A 21733-nucleotide genomic window follows, 5' to 3' on the forward strand; every position below is an offset into this window, starting at 1 on the left:
TGTTTTTAGGACGGTTTAAAGCTTGAGTGAAGCGGTCGATAATAATAGCAAGGACTACAATTCCAATACCGAACACAAAACCGTTACCGACTTCTGAACGTTGTACAGCAGCTAAAACACCTTGCCCAAGTCCAGGTGTCCCAATCATAGAAGCAATAACTACCATAGAAAGTGTTAACATAATCGTTTGGTTAATACCTGCGAATATGTTTTCTTTTGCCATAGGTAAATCAAGTTTAAATAATCTTTGCCATGCAGTAGACCGAATGAATTAGATGTTTCTACTAACTCTGTAGAGATAGAACGAATCCCTAAGTTCGTCATTCTGACTGTTGGTGGCAATGCGAAGATAACAGATGCGAAAACCCCTGGTACCATACCGATACCAAAGAATGCGACAGCAGGGATGAGGTATACAAACCCAGGCATTGTCTGCATAAGGTCTAATATAGGTTTGATAATTTTTTCTACTGTATCACTTTTAGACATCAGGATACCTAAAGGTACTCCGATAATAACAGCGACTAAACTGGAAATAATGACCAAAGTGATTGTGTTCATTAAATCGGTCCACATATCTTGGTTATAAATAAACAGTAAGCCGACTAAAGTGAATGCGGCAAAGCCCCACTTACGTTTGAATACAAAGAAAGCTGCGATGACTAAGATAGCCATCATAACAAAAGGAGGAATAGCTGTTAGAATCATAGTCATGAAGTTCATCACTGCTTCTCCAGCAATCCTTAACACTGTAAATAAACCTGACAGATGATCAGTCAGCCAATCTACGATAGCGTCAATCCATTCTGCAAAAGGTAATTGTTTCATTGAAAAGTTAAGCATCTGCATTCACCTCTTCTTTCTCAGAATCAGAAGAAGTATCTGTTCCCACAGTGATATTTTTGGTGCTCATTGCCCCGATAACACTACCTCTGACTACGACACCAATCACACGTTCATTCTCTTTACTTACTACTGCAAGCGGTGCAGGGGAGTTATAAATAATATTGAAAATATCGCTAACGAACATGTCTTTATTAATTTTTTGAACGTTATCATTCGTCACATCTTTTAAAGATAGACCTTTCTCTCTGGCTTCTAACGCACTTTCAGCAGAGATACTACCCTTTAGTTTACGGTTACGATCAATGGCTAGCAGCATGCTGACTTCTTCTTGACGCATACGTTGTAAGGCTACGTTAGGGCCTTCTGTTTCGACATTAATCGTAAGTGGTGGTTCCATAATATTTTCTGCAGTCAGTACTTTAGAACGGTCAACATCTTCCGTAAATTCTTTGACGAAGTCATTGGCTGGATTCGTTAAAATTTCTTCACCAGTACCAATTTGCATAATTTTTCCATCACGCATTAAAGCAATACGGTCACCAATACGTAAAGCTTCATTCAAATCATGGGTGATAAAGATAATAATTTTCTTTACTTTTCGCTGTAGTTCGAGTAAATCATTTTGCATATCTCGACGGATAAGAGGGTCAAGTGCTGAGAAAGCTTCATCCATCAATAATATTTCAGAATCATTTGCGAGTGCACGTGCTAGACCTACACGTTGCTGCATTCCGCCAGAAAGCTGATTAGGATATTGATCTTTAAATGAAAGTAATCCAGTATCTTCTAGAGCTTTTTCTGCTTGTTTACGGCGTTTTTCTTTTTCTACACCCCGTATTTCTAATCCATATTCTGCATTTTCTAATACAGTACGTTTAGGAAATAAGCCGAAGTTTTGGAAAAACATATTGACTTTAGTCCGACGCACCTCGCGTAATTCATTTTTAGACATTTTTGATACATCATCTTCATTTATGTACACGCTTCCTGAAGTAGGTTCAATCAAACGATTAATCAAGCGGACTAATGTAGACTTACCACTACCGGAGAGTCCCATAATCACAAATATTTCTCCGTCCTCTACATCAAAGCTTGCATCGTAAACACCAACAGTGGCACCTGTTTTTTCTAAAATTTCTTGCTTGGAATCTCCGTTTTTAACCATTTTAAGTGCCTTTTGGCTATTTCTGCCAAAGACTTTGGTCAAGTTCCTTACACGAACTCTGCTCAAAGTTAATCTCCTCCATTTTAAAAATCATTTTCTTATTTAATGTTACCATATTAATTAGATGAAACAACTTTCTTAGTGGTACAAATAAATAAAAATAAACAATAATATACTTGAATATTTTTTTCTTATATAGTAAGAAAGCACTGTATAAGGCTGATTAAATCAGTTATACAGTGCTTTTAAAGCTTATTTTCTTAATTCATTATTTTATCTTCCTACAGTCCAACCGCCATCTACATTAAGTTCAGCGCCTTGGACATAAGCTGCTTCATCAGAGGCAAGGAAGACTGCAGCTGATGCGAGGTCTTCTGGTTTACCTGCACGTTGAGCTGGAATATCTTTTGTACGTTGTTCATCAACACCCTCTGTCATAGGTGTTTCAATAAATCCTGGTGATAAAAGGTTGGCGCGGATACCTTTAGAGCCAAAGTCATAGGCTAGTTGTTTAGTGAAGCCGGCAATCGCATGTTTTGTTGTGACATACGTACTGCCGCCGACACCTGCCATAGATGAACCTTGTGAACCTACGTTGATGATGACACCGCTATTATTATCTAAGAATGTCGGTAAGACAGCGTGTGTGAATAGGTAAGCACCTTTTACGTTGACGCCCATTAATAAATCAAATGTGTCTTCGTCTGTTTCTAAAGCATCTTTATAACCATCATGAACACCAGCACCATTGTATAAGATATCAATTGTGCCGAATTGATCTTTGATTGTTTTAACCGCTTCTTCCACCGAATCTTTAGACGTCACATCTACGCCTAACGCTAGACCTGTGCCGCCATTGTCCTCAATCGCTTTGAGCACTTTTTCACCTTTCTCTTTATGACGATTCACAATCACAACTTTAGCACCTTCAGCAGCGAATCGTTTTGCGACCGCTTCTCCAATACCTGAAGACCCCCCAGTAATAATTGCGACTTTATTATCTAATTTACCCAAAGTAAATCACCTTTCCTTTATTGTTACACTTAATCTATACCCGTTATTACGCAATACAAATTTGCTTATCCACATAGATTGATTTTTTAACATTTGATAATTTTAGTATTTAAGCATAAAATTTAACTAAATTAATGAATAAAGGTCGGATAATATGAAAGTGTTATTGATAGAAGATAACCAGATGATGGGTGAATTGACACAGAAAATGTTGAAGCTGAAACACTATCAAGTCGATTGGTTAAAGACAGGAGAAGATGTCTTAGAATATTTAGCACAAACTACTTATGATATGTTGCTGGTGGATTGGATGTTACCGAATCACAGCGGTATTGAAATTATAGAAGCTATTCGTAACCAACGTATTGATGTGCCGATTATTATGTTGACCGCAAAATCACAAACAGCTGATAAAGTAACAGGTTTAACAGTAGGGGCAGATGATTATATTACGAAACCCTTTGAATTCGAAGAGTTAGAAGCACGCATGTTAGCTGTGATGAAGCGGTCTGCGGCAATGCCCTCTAACACCAAACAACTTGGCAACGTAATTTATGACTATCACAAACGTCAGTTTACTGTAGAAGGTCATATCATCGATTTCTCACAAAAAGAATATCAATTGTTGGAACTATTGTTTTTAAATCCAGTAGTCAGCAAAGCACTCATTATTGAGAAGGTATGGAGTATTGACCAAGTCGTCACAAATAATAATGTCGATGCCTTAATGCGTCTCTTACGTAAGAAACTTAAAAAGATTCATGCGACCATAGAAGTCAAAAGCATGCGAGGCGTCGGCTATAAATTGGAAGTGAAATCATGAAAGTCTATCATTTTTGGAAGACATTTATACAATATGTCAGTTACCTATTAGTGCTGTTAATTATCTTATTTGTATCGATTATTTTAGTGTTCAGTTTCAATGTAAATCGTGAAATCAATGAGACAGCCCAAGCACAAACAGACAGCGTTAAACATGCGTTGACTCATCAAGATTCAGTTAACCAAGGACATCACTATTTCATTGTGAAGAATCAGAAAGTGACAGAGAATCACACACCTTTTAAAACACAGATGTTAAAACAACGCTTTGTTGGCCAAGTGAAACAGCCGCATGTAGACGAGAGTAAAACCGGTATCTTTGATGTGAGAACAGTGAAGTTATCTGAACAGCGTACGTTATACAGCTTAACGGATGTTAAAGATTTTCATGAAACGAAACAGTTATTAGTGCGAGAGCTCTCTATCGGATTTATCTTCGCATTTGTTTTGATGATAGCTATGGCGTATTATTTTGCACGCCGTCCCGTCAAAGTGTATGAACAACTGATGCAAGAACAACAAACATTCATTCAAAATGCTTCACATGAAATGAAAACACCGGTAGGTTCGTTATTATTAGGCACACAGTATTTAGACATGTTAGAACAAAATCATTTATCGCAAGAAGGTAAAGAAACTTTAGCGCAAATGAAGTCTGAGACGAAGTATCTTCAGCAGCTTGTGAATACAATGATGCTAGAGACACTTCAAACAGATGATTTAAAACCGATCAATCTCTCTCAAAGCTTTGATGAAACAATCCGTACCGTTGAAATGGTACATCAAACAACGATACATAAACTCTATAAACCAGACTTAATGTTTGCGATACATCCATTGCATGCAAGACAGCTGTTAAACATTTTGTTAGAAAATGCGTATCATCATAATGATGAACACGTTCAAGTGCGTGTCAGTGCGTTTCAAACAATGAATGGGGTTCAAATTGAAGTGTCGGATGATGGGAAGGGGATTGAAGAAGCGGAACAAGACCAAATCTTTCAACGCTTTTACCGTGTTAATCAAGAGACAAGAGGTTCTGGTATCGGTCTATCGTTATTACGTCAAATTGTTTCTCAATATGATGGCACAATTGAAGTGAAATCGAAATTAGGTAAAGGCACAAACTTTATTATAAAACTTTAACAATTTCAGTTTCATTTCAGTTTTCTCCTCTATAGTTAAGACAACAAGAAAAACAAAGTATTCAGAGGAGTTGAAAAGAGATGCCATTACATCCATTATTCGTCCATTTCCCAATTGCCTTATTATCCCTAGCAACAATCTTAGCCGTTGTTCACGTTTTTACTAAAAAATTCGATTTATCCATTACCCTTGCGGTCCTATTAAGCTCAGGTATTATTTTCGGTGCTATCAGTTATTTACTCGGAGATAGCGGAGAAGCTTATGCGATGCAGCACTATGGCGCAAAGCATGTGGAAAGCTTAGTACATCTGCATGAAACATTCGCAATGTCCGCTTTGATTGCTTATGGATTAGCGACAGTGATACAACTATTTGGTATGTGGTTTACTAAATATCAAAAACTAAGTGTGATTTCTACAGTAGTACTGACAGTGATTGGTTTTGTCCTACTAATCATCGCAGGTCACTTAGGCGCAAGCATCACATATGGGAAGTAAGGGAGGATAAACATGAGGCAAACATATTTCCACCATGTGGAACATAGTAAAATACAATCACAATCTAAAACGACACTATGGGCAACGTTGATTATCACGTTATTCTTCACAATCGTAGAGTTTGTCGGCGGTATCATGTCTAATTCATTGGCATTATTGTCTGATTCGTTTCATATGTTAAGTGACGTACTGGCGTTAGGTTTATCTATGCTTGCGATTTACTTCGCAAGTCGTAAACCTACGGCACGTTTCACATATGGTTATTTACGTTTTGAAATTCTAGCAGCGTTCTTAAATGGATTAGCTTTAGCGGTTATTTCTGTCGGTATTTTCTACGAAGCGATTATGCGTATTGTCTATCCGCAACAAGTTGAAAGTGGCTTGATGTTAGTCATTGCGAGTATTGGTTTAATCGTTAATATTGTACTCACAATCATTTTGATGCGCTCATTAAAAAATGAACAAAATATCAATGTTCAAAGTGCACTGTGGCACTTTATCGGGGACTTATTAAATTCAGTCGGGGTCATTTTAGCTGTCTTACTCATTCACTTCACAGGCATTCAATTATTCGATCCGATTTTAAGTATGATTATCTCTATCGTTATCTTTAGAGGTGGTTATAAAATTATGAAAAATGCTTGGATGGTGTTGATGGAAGCTGTGCCTGAAGAATTAGAAACAGATAAAGTAATAGAGACTATTAAATCAGTACCAGGAGTGTTAGATGTACATGAATTCCATTTATGGGCTGTTACGACTGACCAGTATTCATTGAGTGCACACATTGTATTAGATAGCCAAAGCAGTACAGATGCCTATCAAAGTATTAATGAAATAGAAGCCTTATTAAAAGAACGGTACGGTTTATCTCATACGACACTTCAAATTGAACACCTAGCAATCAACCACCTTGATGAACCTTATTTCAATCAAGTGAAAACAGAAGCACACCATTAAGTAAAGCCTATTCCGACAGACTGGAATAGGCTTTGTTTCTGCTTTCGATTTTATCAAATGAATATTAATTCTCTTTAGGGATAAAGACTTCAGCTTCACTATCTTCAGGATAATAGTAACCGTTTGGGATGGTTTGAAGCTCGATTAAGCTGCCCCATGGTGCTTTAATGTAAATAGTTTCGTTTCCGACAGAATCTTCATAGCGTGTATTCTCATGCGGTTCAGAAACGGGTTCGCCACCTGCTTCCACCATACGCTCGAGTGCTTCTTCAAAATCGTCGACATAAAAAGAAAGATGCGTAAATCCGATATCTTGAAGTGCCGCAGGTGCTTGTTGATGCGCATGGACAAACTCAAACATTTCAATATTCGGGCCATTACCGAAAACCATCATACGCTTTTTAATGATTTTAGCGCCTGATTCAAGATCTAAGAAACGCTCTACATCATTAACGCCACGAGGTTGATCCATTTCTGTTTGACTATCGTAAGCCACCTTACCGTCTAAAGCTTCTTTGAAAAACCGTGTTGCCGCTTCAATATCCGGCACAGTTAACCCGATATGATTAATCCCTCTTGTAATCGCCATTTTAATCACTTCTTTCTTAATCTATCTCTCTATTTGTAGTATTACCTGACTTGTGTCTATTATGCTTAAAGTATTCAATAAATATATAAATGACAGTAAAAGTATGTTTGTAAAATTATTAGTTGACGTTCATCATCCATATTAACATAAACATAAATATTTATAGTGATTAACGATTTATAAAGCTTTTCAAACCATAAAACGCAGGTCATTTTAAATAACCTGCGTGTAAATTAACGTTCAAATTTTAAAATACTGATTGCCAGTCCGATTAAGATGACACCGACGATATAGTCAAATACCATTTTGAAAGTAGGTTGATTGAAGAGTTTCTTGATATGTGTGAATAAGAAACTGCATATGAAAAACCAAATAAAGACCAGTGCGATAAAGAGTGCTGATAGGGCGATGATTTTTAATGACCCTTCGCTTTTAGTCACAAACTGCGGCAAGATAGATATGTAAAAGAGAATCGCTTTAGGGTTTAAAATCGTGCTCATAAAGCCTTGTCTAAACGATTTAAACAAACTGATGTGTCTGATAGGGTAAGTTGATGATGTAGTAATATGGCTTGCCTTACGTGCGTTTAAGATAGTTTTCAAACCTAAGTAAGCAATATAAACAGCACCAAGAAACTTAATCGTGATGAACGCATAATATGAGCTCGTTAAGATAAAGATTAAACCAAGTGCAGCAATCGCAGAGTAGACGACATGTGCAGAAGAAATACCTAATGCAGCCATTACGCCATTTCTAGTACTGCCTTTCATTGTATTCGTAGCCACGATGAAGAAATCAGGGCCAGGAATAACGATAATCAGCAATGAAATTAAAATGAAACTGATCAATGAATCCATAATCGAGCACTCCCTTTAAAATTGTAATGCCTCTATCTTAGCATGTCTTATCACGCTATGAGACCGGAAATTTAAAATCGTGTCAGAACATAAAAAAGATGAATGACATTATGGGTAGTAATATCATTCATCTCAAGTTGGGTTAGGTTATGGTTTATTTTAAGATAGTAGTTTTGGTTGGTTTACTTAGTGTTCGTATGGAATAAAGTCTAATGGCATCGGTGTTGCGAAACCAAGCATGATAAAGTCTTCGTCTCCTGTATTCGTCATACCATGTGCTTCGCCAGGTAATGATACAATGATGTCGCCCGCTTTGATAGTTCTTTCCTGACCGCCGTTTGTATAGAATGTGCCTTCGCCTTGTGTCACAATCCATACATCATCTGCGTTTTGGTGGGTATGGCATTGTAGAGATTGACCTGGTTTCATGCACCAAACGGCACCAGCTGAATGTTCAGATTGATAAAAGACTGTCTTTTGTGCTGCTTCCTCAGAGAAGCGTGGTAGATCTTTCATGTTAAAAAAGCGTTGGTGTGTGTCGACCATTGATTATCACTCCTATTTATTTACAATATAATCCGGTGTGTCACCTGTGAGCGCTTTGACAACGTTACCTGCGGCAATTTCAGCCATCATATCACGTGCTTCAAATGTCGCATTTCCGATATGTGGTGTAATGACCACGTTATCCATAGATTTTAGTTCTTCAGTAATTTCTGGTTCGAATTCGAAGACGTCTAATGCAGCACCTTCGATTAAACCATCTTGTAAAGCTTTAACTAATTCAGCTTCGTATACGATTGGACCTCTAGATGCGTTAATTAAGTACGCTGTTGGTTTCATTTTTTTAATTTCGTTATAATCAATCATGTGACGCATGCTTTCGTTATAAGAACAGTTGATTGCGACGAAGTCAGCTTCTTTCAACAGTTCATCTTGTGATACATAGCGTGCACCAAGTTCTTGTTCTTTCTCTTCATGTCGAGATGGACCAGAATAAAGAATATCCATATCGAAACCTTTTGCGCGGCGAGCAACTGCTGAACCGATTTCACCTAGTCCGATGATACCGATAGTTTTACCTGAGACTTCACGTCCGCGGAAGAAGAGTGGAGACCAGCCGTTGAAGCCTTTTGTGCGGCATAACTGATCGCCTTCAGGGATGCGGCGTGCTACCGCTAATAAAATACCCATTGTCAGGTCAGCTGTTGCGTTAGTTGAAGCAATCGGGGTATTAGTAACATCGATACCACGTGCTCTAGCTGCTTGAATATCAATGTTGTTGAACCCCGCACCATAGTTTGCGATAATTTTTAAGTTCGTGCAGCTTCAATAACTTTTTCACTTACATTTGTAGATAATAAACTGATTAAGCCTTCGGCATCTTTAATACGTTCAATCAATTCATCTTCAGTGATTAATTTGTCCCCAGTGTACATATCTACTTCAAAATGTTCTTTAAGTTGATTTAATCCCGTCTCTGGAATCGCACCTGCTACTAATACTTTTGTCATATTCAATCGCTCCTTTTAATTACTTTGTGAAAATATTCACAATCTTTATCTATAGCTTATCATGGAATCAGAATATTAGAAGTGCATAAAGTGCTAAACTCACACCTCTATTTTGTACAAAATGAACAAAAGTGCTACATAATCAGATAAAACCACTAAAAGATGTATCAAAATCGTAAAAAAGTATATCACTCACTATGTCATAGATTCGATATGATGAAAGGGAACACCAATCATTTTTAGTACAAACAAAGACATACTGATCATGAAATGACTAAAATGAGGAGCAGACAACATGAAAAAGACATTATATTTAATCAGACACGGACAAACGTTATTTAATAAGAAACATCAGATTCAAGGTGCTTCAGATTCACCGTTAACAGAACTAGGGAAAAAACAAGCTGCACAAGCGAAGCTGTATTTCGATCAATTAAACCTGACAGATTATGAATTATTCTCTTCTACACAAGAACGTGCCTCTGACACGTTAGAAATTTTATTTCCAAATGAAACCTATACAAGATTAAAAGGGATTAAAGAATGGAATTATGGATTGTTTGAAGGAGAGCCGGAATTATTGAATCCGCCACATCAAAATGGCGTAGTTGATTTTGGTTCATTCTTTGCGGCTTATGGCGGAGAAACGATGGAAGAAGTTCAAACACGTACTGTGAAGACATTACATCGCGTATTAAAAGAGACGACGCATCGTAGTGTAGTAGCAGCGAGTCATGGTGATATCTTATTCTTATTTGCGCATTATTGTTTGCCGATAGAAGCGGTAAAACAAATAAAGATAACGAATTGTTGTATTTTAAAATTTGAATATGAGGATGAAACTTTTACATTTGTAGAAGCGATTCATCCTGCTTAATCCAAAGAAAAAAGGGTTGGACGACTCCATCAGAAGTGTCCAACCCTTACTATTTTAGGTTTGCTATTCATCTATTTTAAAATTTTTATTCAGGTTTTAAGTCTAAAGTACCCATTTCTTCGCGTAATTCATAAATTTTATCTGGTGTTACGTCTTCGCCAAGTGGATCTACAACTTTCAATGTTGAGAATGTGCTCACAACTTGGCCACGAATCATTTTAAGGTATTCTTGTCTTAATTCATGTTGTTCTTGTTTTTCTGAAGTGCTCAATACCATTTCTTTTTCTTTATTAGCAAGTTCATTAATTCTATCTAAAATTTTCATATTATTATTGTTCCTCCTTGATTTCGTTTGGTGGGAAATGTGGAATCACATAATCTCCCAATTCTTTCATAATATCTTGGTACGTTCTTTCATGTGTGACTAATTTCAACATGATATGGTTTGTACCGATACGTTCATATGCTTTTAATACATTGATTAAAGTATTTCTGCCTAATCTATAGCCACCCTTAATGGGTTTGATTTTTTCATTTGGATCTTTTGATAAATCTAATGCGAGTGGATGCATGAATGGTTTGAATACATCATTATCATGCCAAGCTTGTAGTAAAGCTTTCTGCATTTGGAATTCTTGTGGATAAAACATCCAACCATCCATATTTTCTTTAATCCAGTCTAAATCTTGTTTCGCATTTCCCGTCGCAAAAATCGGGATATGGTGATGTTTTGGTAAAACTTGCAGACCAGAATCCTCATATAGCTCAAAGATTGAGTTTGAAATGTTTGGAGAATGGTCTTGCCACAGTGCATTCAAAGAAGAAACAGCATCTCTGAAATGATTATGCAAATTCTTCTCCTCGACTTTGAAAGCTGGAAACTCGAAAGAACGGTCTCCAGTTGCCAGTCCCATTAAAAATCTCTCGTTTGACACCAAGTCAAGAGTAGCGGCTGCTTTAGCAACGTGAATTGGATGACGTAATGTCGCAACAATACTAGCTGTTCCGAGAGCAATTTTATTCGTTTTAGCACTGAGGTAAGTTAAAAATACAAACGGATCGTAGTTTGTCGTTACTGGACCTAAGTGTGGACTATATAATGGGTTGTCTCGCACAAATAGGCTTGTAAATCCAAGTTCTTCAGCATACTGCGCTAATTCTGCTTGTTGATCAAACGACAATGCGATTTTTTCAGAGTTATCAAAAGGAATGCTTAAACCTAAGGTTAAATGACCCTTTTGAAACGTCCGCTTGAAACCATTGTGTTGTTCGATTGTTGTCACGTCTATCCCTCCTAACTTGATTAATCTGACAAACTTTAGTTCTTCTAACCAAGTTGTCTACAATTATTCTACAACGTATACACAACTAACACAAACCTTATGCTCACGCGGTTTATCGATTTAGTCAAAAAAGGTCAAAAACGTTGATTTGACGCGGTTTTAAAATAAAAAACAAAAATAAAGCGTACAACTTTTAAGGGGTTTTTTAACAATTATGACGATGTGAACGAAATTAAATTTCTGAATATCAACATTGTTAAAACTGATCAGCAGTGAACATTTTAATTGTGAGCTATGATTAATCAATTCCAAATCAGTGAATAAATAGAGAGAGGTGAAGCGTAATGAAAAAAATTCTAATAGCAGTCACAAACACATCAAAATATCCAGATTTACCACGTCCAACAGGTGCTTGGCTTGGAGAAGTTGTACACTTTGCGGACGAGTTCTATAAAGCAGGTTATGAAATTGATTATGTAAGTCCTAAAGGTGGGTTTGTGCCAATTGATCCCGCAAGTTTACAAGAAGACTTCATGTCTGATGTAGATTGGAAGTATTATACAGACCATCAATTCATGACACAGTTAAATGAATCATTGAAACCAGAAGAAGTAAATCCAGATGATTATGAAGTGATTTATTACGCAGGCGGCCATGGTGTTGTATGGGACTTTGAAAAAGATAAAGGTCTCATTGAATTAGCTGAGAAAATCTATTCTAACGATGGCTATGTCACAGCTGTATGTCATGGTCCAGCAGGTTTATTAAATATTAAAGATAATGGCCAAAACTTAATTAAAGGTAAGAAAGTCGCAGGCTTCTCTAACAGTGAAGAATCACAAATGGGTGTTACAGATAACTTACCTTATTTATTAGAAGATGCCTTAATTGATAAAGGCGCAAGCTATGAGAAAGGTGACGACTGGTCAAACTTTGTAGTCTCAGACGGTCGATTAATCACAGGTCAAAACCCTCAATCAGCCCAACAAGTTGCGTTAGATACGCTGAAAGCTTTAGGAAAATAAAAATGAATGAAGACTGTCCGTTATTAAGGACGTCTAAATTAAGATAAACAAAACCCTCTGAGTATGAAGTTTATGCTCAGAGGGTTGCTTAATACTATGAGATTAACCACTTTGGATTAATCTATTTTATTGAGTTCGTTGATGACATGTTTCATATCATCATGAATGACTAAATCTGCGTCACTGTCATAAGGTGTCACATCTTTATTAATGATGACAAGATTTTCACCTTCAAAGTTTGAGATTAAACCAGAGGCAGGTTGTACAACGAGTGATGAACCTAAGACAACGAGTGTATCGGCTTGTTTGATTTTGCTGATGGCGCTCATAATTGTCATTTGGTCTAACATTTCGCCGTATAAGACGATATCTGGTCTGATTGGACTGCCATCTTGTTCACTGTTACGTAAATGATGGTCGATGACGTAAGGTTTTGAATACTCATCGTTAGGGTTGTTGATGCTGTAGAAGCGGTTTAAAGTACCGTGTAGCTCATCTACATTTTCACTGCCTGCATCTGAATGCAAACCATCAATATTTTGTGTGATAACACCGAGTGAACGATTTTCTTTTTCTAACTGTGCAATCCATTCATGCACATTATTCGGTTTTTTATCCGCAAATAATAAATACTCATGACAGAAGTCCATAAAGCCTACAGGGTTATCTTGTAAGTAGTCATGGCTTAATAAATATTCCGGAGATAAACCTTTTTCTGCGACAGCTTCATATAAACCGCCGACAGAACGGAAATCTGGAATACCACTCGCAACAGAAATACCTGCACCTGTGAAAAAGACGATTTTATTCGAACTGTCAATAATCTCTTTTAATTGCTCAATTTTAGCATTCACACTGATCACTCCATTAATTATTCAATACATCTCGTGTATTGATCTACTCATATTAATTCTAAGATTAAGGGGATGTTTAAGCAAGTTTCCATAGTGTGAAAACATAAGCAACTATTAATGTAAGTATATATTAAGAAATCGTATAAAAAGTGAGTTTCCTCTTTGAATGATAGGTGTAAACTAATATAATGATAACTGTATAGTGATGAGGAAAGGTGAAGTGAATGAAAAAAGAGAGATACTCTGATTTAAATCATAAAAATAAATTAAGCCATTCATTTAAGTTTTCAAGTGCTGTTGTATTGTTAAGTACGACATTATTAAGTTATAACTTAACGTCTGCACCTACTGTGGTTGCGGAAGATCAGACAGATGTCAAAGCTACACAAAATTCTAATACTACAACACTCAAGTCGCGTATAGAAGCAGCGAAAAAAGAAATCGATCGTATTAAAACAATGAATGACAGTGACAAAACTAAATTCAAAACAGATATCAATAAAGCTGAGCGTGTATCACAAATAGACGCAATCTTAAAAGATGTGAAAGAGAAAGAAGCACAACTTAAAGAAGAGAAAGCAACTTCTGATTTAGAGGAAGACAATAAAACACAATTCAATACATCTACTCAAAACGATGAACAATCAGCTTCACTATTAAAAGAAGACGCAAATCGTTCTGAGACACAACCTGAACCTAATACTACTCAAGGAACGGAAGATACTGCTGTGTCAGATCGATTAGAAAAAGTGCGTGAAGATTTAAATCAAGCTTCACAACAAGCACAATCAAGTGATTCAAACCCTTCATCACAAGTGGCAGATGCGCAATTAAATCAGGAAAAAGCCAATCAAAGTATTGATGCATTTATCTCAGATTTAGAAGCACTTTCTCATAAAGTTGATAACGGGAAACTAAATGATGGTGAAACGGACCGTTCTGACAATGAGGAAACTAAAGCGAACGAAGAGAATACACAAGCTTCACAAGCATTGAGTACGCTTAGACAAGATATTGACCGTGTGACGACTGCACGAGAAACAACGAAACAAGATTTAGACCAATATGTCCAAAATAAAGAAGCGAATCTGCAAACATTAGAAAACAGATTAGCTGAACGCAGCGAAATTTCACAAGATAAAGCACAACAGTTAAAAAATGAAATTGAGAAAACAAAAAGCAGTCTGAAACAACAAGATGAGATTATCTCAGACCATTTAAAATCAGCGTCTGATAAAAAACAAGCTGTTAAAGATATTATCGGCAGCACTGTAGATGAACAACGTGCACAACAACTTATTGACCGCATTGATACAAAAGGTAAAACAGATGCGCAAATTGCGAGCCAAGTGTTGAGTCAATTAGACGGACTCGGTTCATTCACAAGTGACAGCTTGCTTCAATCTATGTTTGATAAAGCGGATGATAAAGAAGCATTAATTCAAACACTGTTATCGACGAAATTTGATAAGAACGAAGCGGCAGATATGGCACGTCAAATTATGGCGAAACGTCCAGATAGTGCTGAACTCGTTCAACTATTAAAACAACGCTACGGTTCAGATGTTTCAGCGGATGAAATTATCGGCAACGTGATTGACCAAGCACATAATAAACGCCAAGCGATTGAAACGATTTTAGCCACAAAATTCAATGATGCGAAAGCACGTGCATTGGCGAATGTGATTGCGAAAAAAGACGATGCGAAAGATGAATTGTTAAGTGTCCTCAAATCGGGACTTGATCAACCGCTTAACGATTTGCTTCAAGCGGACCGTGATATCACGCGATTAAAATCAGATATCCGTCATATCTTTGATCCGTTAAAAGACACGCCAAGCTTGCTAGGTCAGTCTAACGGTAGTCTACTAGATAAAGGCTTACTAGGTGGTAAATCTGGTTTATTCGGTGGACCGAGTCTATTAGATAAGTTAGCGAATGGCGGCAGCGTATTAGATGGTATTCCTGATATTCCGAATCCATCACAAGGCCGCGCGTTGTCATTAGGCAGTTCATCTGATGATTTCTTAAGTGGGCTATTTGATGACGATGGTAACTTTGATTTACCAGCCACAGGTGAAATAGTGAAGAAATCTGCTTTACCATTAGGTGTTGCGTTAATTATCATCGGCGTCGGTCTTACATGGTTTGTGAAACGTCGTAAAGCGAAACAATCTTAATCAATCATAATCGAGTTAAAACAAATACGCTCCATTCAAAACCAGTTTTTGGTCCTTTGAATGGAGCGTTACTTTTGTATTATTTATCTTGTCCTTCAATATAACTTAATTCTGAAGCATCCTCTGCGTCGATTGTTCTATACGAAATCACACCTAAACCTTGAACGTTAGATTCAGAAATCACAATCGAACCATCACCGTTTACTTTTTCTACGAAAGCAACATGACCATAGATACTGTCTGCACCTTGTTGGCCAGCCTCAAAGACTACTGCAGTATGTGCTTTAGGTGTAGAAGAGACGTGGTAACCTTTACGTTCTGCACGGTTATTCCAATTACGTGCGTCACCTAAATCACCGCTGATCGTTTTGTTGAATTGCGGCATACGATTATAGACATACCATGTACATTGACCGTGTGGATAAGGCATATTGTCTGTAGTTTCCGCAAACGGTTTGAAGTCGCCTTCATGATCTTTATCGCTTGGTTGATAGTCTGCAAGGTCTGGCATTGTTTGCTTATCAAAGCGCGTTAAATCATAATGCTTAATCAAACTATTTAATTTATCTGCGTAGCGTGTATCTGTCGCATACGTACGTGATAAATGTCTTGTCGCATCACGATACGTGGCTGCTTCACTTTTCCAAGTCGGTTGATAAATTGTTGGATTGCCGTCGATGCCGTTTTTGATTAAGTCTGCATAATCTTCAAGCGATTCTTTTTCACTTGGGTAACTGCGGAAGGCGGCTGAAATTTGATACATACTGCTTCCACTGTCTTCTAATGTATTGAAGTTTGCGGAATGCCCTTTATAAGACCCTTTAATTCCGAACAAGTTATAATGCGGTGCACGCGCTAATGTACTGTTGCCTGAATCAGATTCTAAAATTGCTTGCGCAATCATCACAGAGGCATAGATATCTTCATCTTGGCCAACGTCATGGGCATCTTTCGCAATCGTTTTAATAAAGTCTCGTGTGTCTTTATTTTCAGCTACTGCGATGTCACCAGATTCACTACTATCTCTTGAGAGATTTGGTAATAATTCAAATGTCGCAGTTGTTCTGATATCTGAACGGTTTAGACCATCTTCAAAAGATTGTGCTGGTTTTTTCTTATTTTCCAATTGTGCTTTTGAAGGTAATTGTGGGTTAGAAGCATTGCTTGTGTCGTTCTGATTCGATTCTTGTTTGGATGTATCTTCAGATGATTGATTAGATTTGTTGTCATTTTGCTTTTGTGCGTCATAATCTGCTTTATTTTGTTTCGCATCTTCACTGTATTGATCCAAAATAGATTCTAAGACACGGTCATCTGCTTTAGAAGATGTGTCATCTGTATCTTCTTTAGATTCTGATTGTGTTGAACCAGTTGTGTTTTGGTTATCAGCTGTATCTTCATTGTTTGAATTTGTTTCTGTTTCTTTAGGTTGTGTCGTTTGATTAGCGTCATCAGCTTGTTTTAGTTGTGCTGAGTCTTTGTTTTCTGTTGGTTGTTCAGTTTCTTCTTGATTATTGTTTGTGACATTGTTGCTGGCTTCATCTAGTTTATTAAAGATATCTTGGTCATCTTGAGAAGCTTCAGGTGTTGTATTTGAAGATGTGTCAGATGACTGTTCTTGGTTAGAAGGTGTATCTTCTTTAGGTGTTGTTTCGTTTGATGTAGTTGTACTGTCTTCTGATTGTTTGTCTGTTTCAATTGGTGTTTCTTCAGACGGTGTTTTTGTTTGTGGCTGACCTTGATAATAGGTTTCATTTTTATTGTCTAAAGCTTGTTCATTGCTAGCGTTAGAGTCGCTTGTCTCTTGATTGGTATCCGTAGTTTCAGAACGGTTTGAATAACTTGGGAAGAGACGGTTGAATAGGCTTTCGAAGCGGCTAGATGAATCTCGCTTCGGTGTAGATTTGAAGAAGTCTAATGTATGTGCGTCATAATCTGATTCAACCTCATTTCGTGTTGTGTTATCTGAAGGTGTTGAAGATGTATCTTTTGATTGTGTATTTGTTTCAGACTCTGACTCAACGTCATCTTTCTCATCTGATTTTAGAGATGTGTCTGAATCAGATGATTGCGTTTTGGATGCTTTATGTGGTTTAGATGTTTCTTTTTGATTTTCTTGTGTGTCCTGTTTAGTGTTTGAGGCACGGTCTGAAGATGATGCATCAGACTGTGAAGGTGCCGTGACTTTATCTGTTGTTTCTGCTTGTACATCACTTAAAGGGAAGGATGGAACTAACAATGAAGTAGAAAGCATACAGACCAATAATTTTTGTTTCTTCATGGAAATACCTCTCTTAAAATATATTAGTTTACTGTGTACAAACGGATGTTTGACTTGGTACACTAAAAGCAGTATTATGACTAGTTGTTGATAGTTGTTAGCTTTTAAAGAGTAACCCTACTAATGAGGCCATTATATCAATTTATTCAAGAGAAACAAACAGTAATTTGAAATTAATGTGAAACCAAAATAGATATAAAAATTTTAGAGGTGTACAAATGAAGAACGCGATACAGCTGTTCCTGATGGATTTAAAGAAAATTATCAAGCACCCGTCCGTTTTAGTGATTTTAGGCGGAATAGCGATATTGCCGTCCTTTTACGCATGGTTCAACTTAGATGCGACTTGGGATCCTTACGGTAATACCAAAAATATTAAAATCGCAGTTGTCAATGAAGATAATGGCGATAAAGTCCGAGGCAAACAAATCAATGTCGGGGACACTATTGTCGATAACTTGAAAAAAGATGACCACTTTGACTGGGAGTTTGTCAGTCGGAAAAAAGCAGACCATGATTTGAAAATGGGTAAATATTACGCCGCAATGTACATACCAGACAAGTTTACACATGAAATTACTGGCACACTGAGAAAAGACCCGCAACAAGCGAACGTTGAATACAAAGTGAACCAGAAATTAAACGCGATTGCGCCGAAAATGACAGATGCAGGAACGAGTGCAATTGTTCAAAAAGCGAATGAACAGTTTAATGAAACAGTGACAAAAGCATTGTTAGATGAAGCCAATCGTTTAGGTGTGAAACTTGAGGAAGAAATACCAACGATTAATAAAATTCAAAAAGCAGTGAAGACTGCGAATGATTCAGTACCGAAAATTAATGAATTTGCGAAAAAGATTCTGTATCTTGACCAAAACCAAGATCAATTAGATGAATACGCAGATAAATTCCGAGGTTTAAATCAATATAAAGGAGATATCTTAGACGCGCAGGATAAATTAAACGCAGTGAATTCAGCCATTCCAGCATTGAATGAACGTGCAAAGTTAATCTTAGCGTTAAATGAATATTTACCGAATATAGAGCGTGCCTTAGATGTTGCTTCAAATGATGTACCGCAAGCTTTCCCACGTATTAATCGTGGTGTAGACATTGCTAGTAATGGTGTTACAGCTGGCAAACAAGGTTTAAATGAAGCACAAGGTTACTTATCAGCGGTAAAACAACGTGTAGGCAGTTACCAACAAGTGATTGATAATGCACAAGAAGTCGATCAAAATGTGCAAAATGAATTAAACGAAAGAGCACAAACTGCACCGCAAAGTACAACAAATAATGGACGTTTCTCTGGAATACGTACTTCACAAATGAGTACTAATGGTGAGGATTCGAATAACACGGATACGATTAATCCAAATGATGTGAATGCGATGGAGTCTTCATTATCAAAAGCACTCTTATCACTTTCTCAACAAACAGAACAACAATCAGAAGCGAGCCAACAAGATTTAGCAGCGCTAGAAGAAGTAACTTATGGTATTTTAGCGTCTGACAAACCTCAAGAATTTGAAAGTACGTTAGATAACTTGATTGAACGTCTGCAAGTGACAAGCAAGACCAACCAACAACTGATTGATATCTTGTCTGAACTAGAAAATCGTGAACATGTTGACTTATCTAAAGAAATTCAAACACTAGAAGCAGCAAATAACAGAGTCAATCATGTGATTAAGCTCCAAAATCAATTGAGAGATGCCTTGAAACAAGGTAGTTCTGGTAAAGCTGAAGCAGTAAAATTATTAAAAGAAATTCCGAATGTTAATGATGCATTAAGTGATTTAAGAAACTATATTAAATCAGACTTGAATCAACGCTTAATCAATGTGTCACAAGACATTATGTCTGTCTTGAATACAGGAGAGGCAAAACTTTCTACCGTTCAATCTAAGCTGAATACGATTCAACAAGTGATTGATGAAGGCCAATCTATTTTAGATGTCGCAGGTGATCGTATTGAGACAATCCAAAGTGTCTTACCGCAATTAGAACAACGTTACTTAAATGCGGTAGCGACTGCACAACGTTATTATCCGCAGTTTAAACAAGGTGTGGAACGTGCTGCATCATTCGTGAGAAATGACTTGCCTGGTCTAGAACAACAACTTGCGGACACTACCGCAACTGTTAATGCGAATCTGCCGACACTGTTTGATCGTTATGACCGTATTGTGCAATTGTTAAATGAAAATCAACCACAAGCGAAAGAAGATTTGCATAAGTTAGCTGAATTTATCAGAAACGACTTGCCGGATCTTGAGAAAGATTTAGCGAAAGCTAATAAGCTCTTTGATGAAGTGGAAGATGATGACGCAGTAGATAAGTTAGTGGATTTACTGAAAAATGACTTGAAGAAACAAGCAGATGTCATTGCGAATCCGATTAAGATTCATGAAAAAGATATCTTCCCAGTCAAAGACTACGGTTCAGCAAGTACACCATTCTACACAGCATTGTCTATTTGGGTTGGTGCGTTATTGATGGTGAGCTTATTGACGACAGATAATAAGCATGTTGCGGACTTGCCGGGTATTACTACTAGAGAAACTTATTTAGGAAAACTTGGTCTGTTTTATATTATCGGTATTCTTCAATCGTTAATTGTCTCTATTGGAGATATTGTGATTTTGAAAGCTCAAGTTGAACATGTCGCATGGTTTATCGGGTTATCTGTGATTATTTCACTCGTCTTTGTGACGATTGTTTATACACTAGTATCATTACTTGGAAACCCTGGTAAAGCCTTAGCGATTATCTTGTTAGTCCTACAAATCGCAGGTGGGGGCGGTACGTTCCCAATTGAGGTCACACCGCATTTCTTCCAAGCGATTCATCCATACTTGCCGTTTGCGTATGCGATTGATGTGATGAGAGAAGCGGTCGGTGGCTTTGTGCCTGAAATTTTAACCAAAAAACTAGTGATTCTTCTGATCTTCGGCATCGCATTCTTTATTATCGGTATTATCTTTAAACCAATCACAGATCCGATTATGAGAAAAGTGTCAGAAAAAGCAGAAGAAAGTGATGTCTTAGAATAAGATAAAACAACATACACACGGTAAATAGGAGACTTGAAGTCAGCTTTGATTTCAGGTCTCTTTTTATACTTTTGTTTATCTTAAAGAACGCAACACTTTATATGCATTAACAAATTATTTACTTAAAATTAATTTGAGATATTCAATTGGTTGTGGGTATAATGACCCTAACAAATAAAGGGGAGGCATACGATGGAGAATCAATCGAATCAAATTATTGAAAGCTATAAACAATTTTGGATTCGCTTTTTAGATGTGAATGGACGTTCCGATCGAGCGGATTATTGGCATCCATTTTGGATTAACTTTTTAATTTCAACTGTGTTAGGGGCACTTTCAGGAGGCTTATTAAGTAGTATCTTTGGTATTGCGATTATCATCCCATCTTTCACTGTGATGGTTAGACGTTTACACGATACAAACCGTACAATGTTATTTGCGATTATTTCATATATCAGCGGTTTTATCGCTTCAGTTGGAACACTTGTTTTCTTCTTTGGTGTTGTCTTGGCAGCGAATGCGAGCGAAGGTTGGATACTAGGTGCCACAGCATTCGCAGGTGTCTTCGGTATTGTGGTTGCTGGTTTAGTTACACTTTATATTATCTACTTATTGGTACTGCCAGGGGACAAAGCACCGAATAATTACGGTGATGGCGGCAGTAGTAAAGCTGTTTCAAATAATCCATTAGCACAAGATGCAGAAGTTGAATAACAAACGATTAATTTGAATATATTGGCTCTATACTATTTAGGACTGGTGATAAT

18 protein-coding genes and 2 pseudogenes are annotated in these 21733 nt (G+C 37.1%); 9 read left to right on the forward strand and 11 right to left on the reverse strand.

Annotated features, from left to right (window positions below; all coding sequences use genetic code 11):
- Positions 1-4: 4 nt before the first annotated feature.
- The 3 genes and pseudogenes from HMPREF2846_RS14615 to HMPREF2846_RS00620 form a co-directional block, all read right to left on the reverse strand.
- Positions 5-843: pseudogene (locus HMPREF2846_RS14615) on the reverse strand (ABC transporter permease); the annotation flags it as partial.
- Positions 836-2077 carry a quaternary amine ABC transporter ATP-binding protein gene (locus HMPREF2846_RS00615; RefSeq protein ID WP_070625211.1) on the reverse strand — a complete coding sequence of 414 codons (1242 nt, stop codon included), beginning with the start codon at positions 2075-2077 and terminating at the stop codon, positions 836-838. The pseudogene HMPREF2846_RS14615 and the gene HMPREF2846_RS00615, both read right to left, overlap by 8 nt.
- 207 nt (positions 2078-2284) lie before the next feature.
- Positions 2285-3025: an SDR family NAD(P)-dependent oxidoreductase gene (locus tag HMPREF2846_RS00620; RefSeq protein ID WP_070625213.1), complete on the reverse strand. Its 741-nt coding sequence runs from the start codon at positions 3023-3025 to the stop codon at positions 2285-2287.
- A 154-nt stretch (positions 3026-3179) separates the two neighbouring features.
- Here HMPREF2846_RS00620 and HMPREF2846_RS00625 point away from each other — a divergent pair, with 154 nt between their 5' ends.
- The 4 genes from HMPREF2846_RS00625 (at position 3180) to HMPREF2846_RS00640 (ending at position 6450) form a co-directional block, all read left to right on the forward strand.
- On the forward strand, positions 3180-3848 hold the full coding sequence (locus HMPREF2846_RS00625) for a response regulator transcription factor (protein WP_070625215.1): 669 nt from the start codon (positions 3180-3182) through the stop codon (positions 3846-3848).
- On the forward strand, positions 3845-4993 hold the full coding sequence (locus HMPREF2846_RS00630) for a sensor histidine kinase (RefSeq protein ID WP_070625217.1): 1149 nt from the start codon (positions 3845-3847) through the stop codon (positions 4991-4993). The genes HMPREF2846_RS00625 and HMPREF2846_RS00630 overlap by 4 nt, the downstream gene beginning before the upstream one ends.
- An 80-nt stretch (positions 4994-5073) precedes the next feature.
- The gene (locus tag HMPREF2846_RS00635; protein ID WP_061055009.1) at positions 5074-5490 is read left to right on the forward strand and encodes a DUF2231 domain-containing protein; all 417 of its coding nucleotides are present in this window, start codon (positions 5074-5076) and stop codon (positions 5488-5490) included.
- A 12-nt stretch (positions 5491-5502) separates the two neighbouring features.
- Positions 5503-6450, forward strand: a complete 948-nt coding sequence (locus tag HMPREF2846_RS00640; protein ID WP_070625219.1) for a cation diffusion facilitator family transporter — start codon at positions 5503-5505, stop codon at positions 6448-6450.
- Between the two features lie 64 nt (positions 6451-6514).
- On the opposite strand, the gene HMPREF2846_RS00645 is transcribed toward HMPREF2846_RS00640, so the two are convergent.
- The 4 genes and pseudogenes from HMPREF2846_RS00645 to HMPREF2846_RS00660 all read right to left on the reverse strand — a co-directional run bounded on the left by HMPREF2846_RS00645 (position 6515) and on the right by HMPREF2846_RS00660 (position 9410).
- Complete coding sequence (locus tag HMPREF2846_RS00645; protein ID WP_070625221.1) at positions 6515-7039, reverse strand: VOC family protein; 525 nt, start codon at positions 7037-7039, stop codon at positions 6515-6517.
- A 233-nt stretch (positions 7040-7272) separates the two neighbouring features.
- The gene (locus HMPREF2846_RS00650; RefSeq protein WP_002480261.1) at positions 7273-7896 is read right to left on the reverse strand and encodes a LysE family translocator; all 624 of its coding nucleotides are present in this window, start codon (positions 7894-7896) and stop codon (positions 7273-7275) included.
- 186 nt (positions 7897-8082) lie between these two features.
- A complete protein-coding gene (locus HMPREF2846_RS00655) occupies positions 8083-8442 on the reverse strand; it encodes a cupin domain-containing protein (protein ID WP_002480260.1) in 360 nt (119 codons plus the stop codon).
- A 12-nt stretch (positions 8443-8454) separates the two neighbouring features.
- Positions 8455-9410 (reverse strand): annotated as a pseudogene (locus HMPREF2846_RS00660) (NAD(P)-dependent oxidoreductase).
- 295 nt (positions 9411-9705) lie between these two features.
- On the opposite strand from HMPREF2846_RS00660, the gene HMPREF2846_RS00665 reads away from it, so the two are divergent.
- Positions 9706-10287 carry a histidine phosphatase family protein gene (locus HMPREF2846_RS00665; RefSeq protein WP_070625223.1) on the forward strand — a complete coding sequence of 194 codons (582 nt, stop codon included), beginning with the start codon at positions 9706-9708 and terminating at the stop codon, positions 10285-10287.
- A gap of 85 nt (positions 10288-10372) precedes the next feature.
- Here the strand turns inward: HMPREF2846_RS00665 and HMPREF2846_RS00670 are convergent, their stop codons facing one another.
- Together HMPREF2846_RS00670 and HMPREF2846_RS00675 are read right to left on the reverse strand one after the other, a co-directional pair.
- Positions 10373-10612 carry a DUF896 domain-containing protein gene (locus HMPREF2846_RS00670; RefSeq protein WP_002480257.1) on the reverse strand — a complete coding sequence of 80 codons (240 nt, stop codon included), beginning with the start codon at positions 10610-10612 and terminating at the stop codon, positions 10373-10375.
- A gap of 4 nt (positions 10613-10616) precedes the next feature.
- On the reverse strand, positions 10617-11570 hold the full coding sequence (locus HMPREF2846_RS00675; protein ID WP_002480256.1) for an LLM class oxidoreductase: 954 nt from the start codon (positions 11568-11570) through the stop codon (positions 10617-10619).
- A 344-nt stretch (positions 11571-11914) separates the two neighbouring features.
- On the opposite strand from HMPREF2846_RS00675, the gene HMPREF2846_RS00680 reads away from it, so the two are divergent.
- Entirely contained in the window at positions 11915-12595 is a 681-nt protein-coding gene (locus HMPREF2846_RS00680) for a type 1 glutamine amidotransferase domain-containing protein (RefSeq protein WP_002480255.1), read from the forward strand.
- 116 nt (positions 12596-12711) lie between these two features.
- Here the strand turns inward: HMPREF2846_RS00680 and HMPREF2846_RS00685 are convergent, their stop codons facing one another.
- Positions 12712-13449 (reverse strand): NAD-dependent protein deacylase, encoded by a 738-nt coding sequence (locus tag HMPREF2846_RS00685; protein WP_002480254.1) that lies wholly within the window; start codon positions 13447-13449, stop codon positions 12712-12714.
- A 224-nt stretch (positions 13450-13673) separates the two neighbouring features.
- Between HMPREF2846_RS00685 and HMPREF2846_RS00690 the strand changes: the two genes are divergently transcribed.
- Positions 13674-15629 carry a hypothetical protein gene (locus HMPREF2846_RS00690; RefSeq protein ID WP_070625225.1) on the forward strand — a complete coding sequence of 652 codons (1956 nt, stop codon included), beginning with the start codon at positions 13674-13676 and terminating at the stop codon, positions 15627-15629.
- A gap of 79 nt (positions 15630-15708) precedes the next feature.
- On the opposite strand, the gene HMPREF2846_RS00695 is transcribed toward HMPREF2846_RS00690, so the two are convergent.
- Positions 15709-17910 carry an amidase domain-containing protein gene (locus HMPREF2846_RS00695; protein WP_070625227.1) on the reverse strand — a complete coding sequence of 734 codons (2202 nt, stop codon included), beginning with the start codon at positions 17908-17910 and terminating at the stop codon, positions 15709-15711.
- Between the two features lie 218 nt (positions 17911-18128).
- Between HMPREF2846_RS00695 and HMPREF2846_RS00700 the strand changes: the two genes are divergently transcribed.
- Positions 18129-20966 carry a YhgE/Pip domain-containing protein gene (locus HMPREF2846_RS00700; RefSeq protein WP_070625229.1) on the forward strand — a complete coding sequence of 946 codons (2838 nt, stop codon included), beginning with the start codon at positions 18129-18131 and terminating at the stop codon, positions 20964-20966.
- A gap of 192 nt (positions 20967-21158) precedes the next feature.
- Complete coding sequence (locus HMPREF2846_RS00705) at positions 21159-21680, forward strand: DUF805 domain-containing protein (RefSeq protein WP_070625231.1); 522 nt, start codon at positions 21159-21161, stop codon at positions 21678-21680.
- Positions 21681-21733: the final 53 nt, after the last annotated feature.

This window comes from Staphylococcus sp. HMSC056G08 (assembly GCF_001812305.1).
Lineage (GTDB): Bacteria > Bacillota > Bacilli > Staphylococcales > Staphylococcaceae > Staphylococcus > Staphylococcus simulans.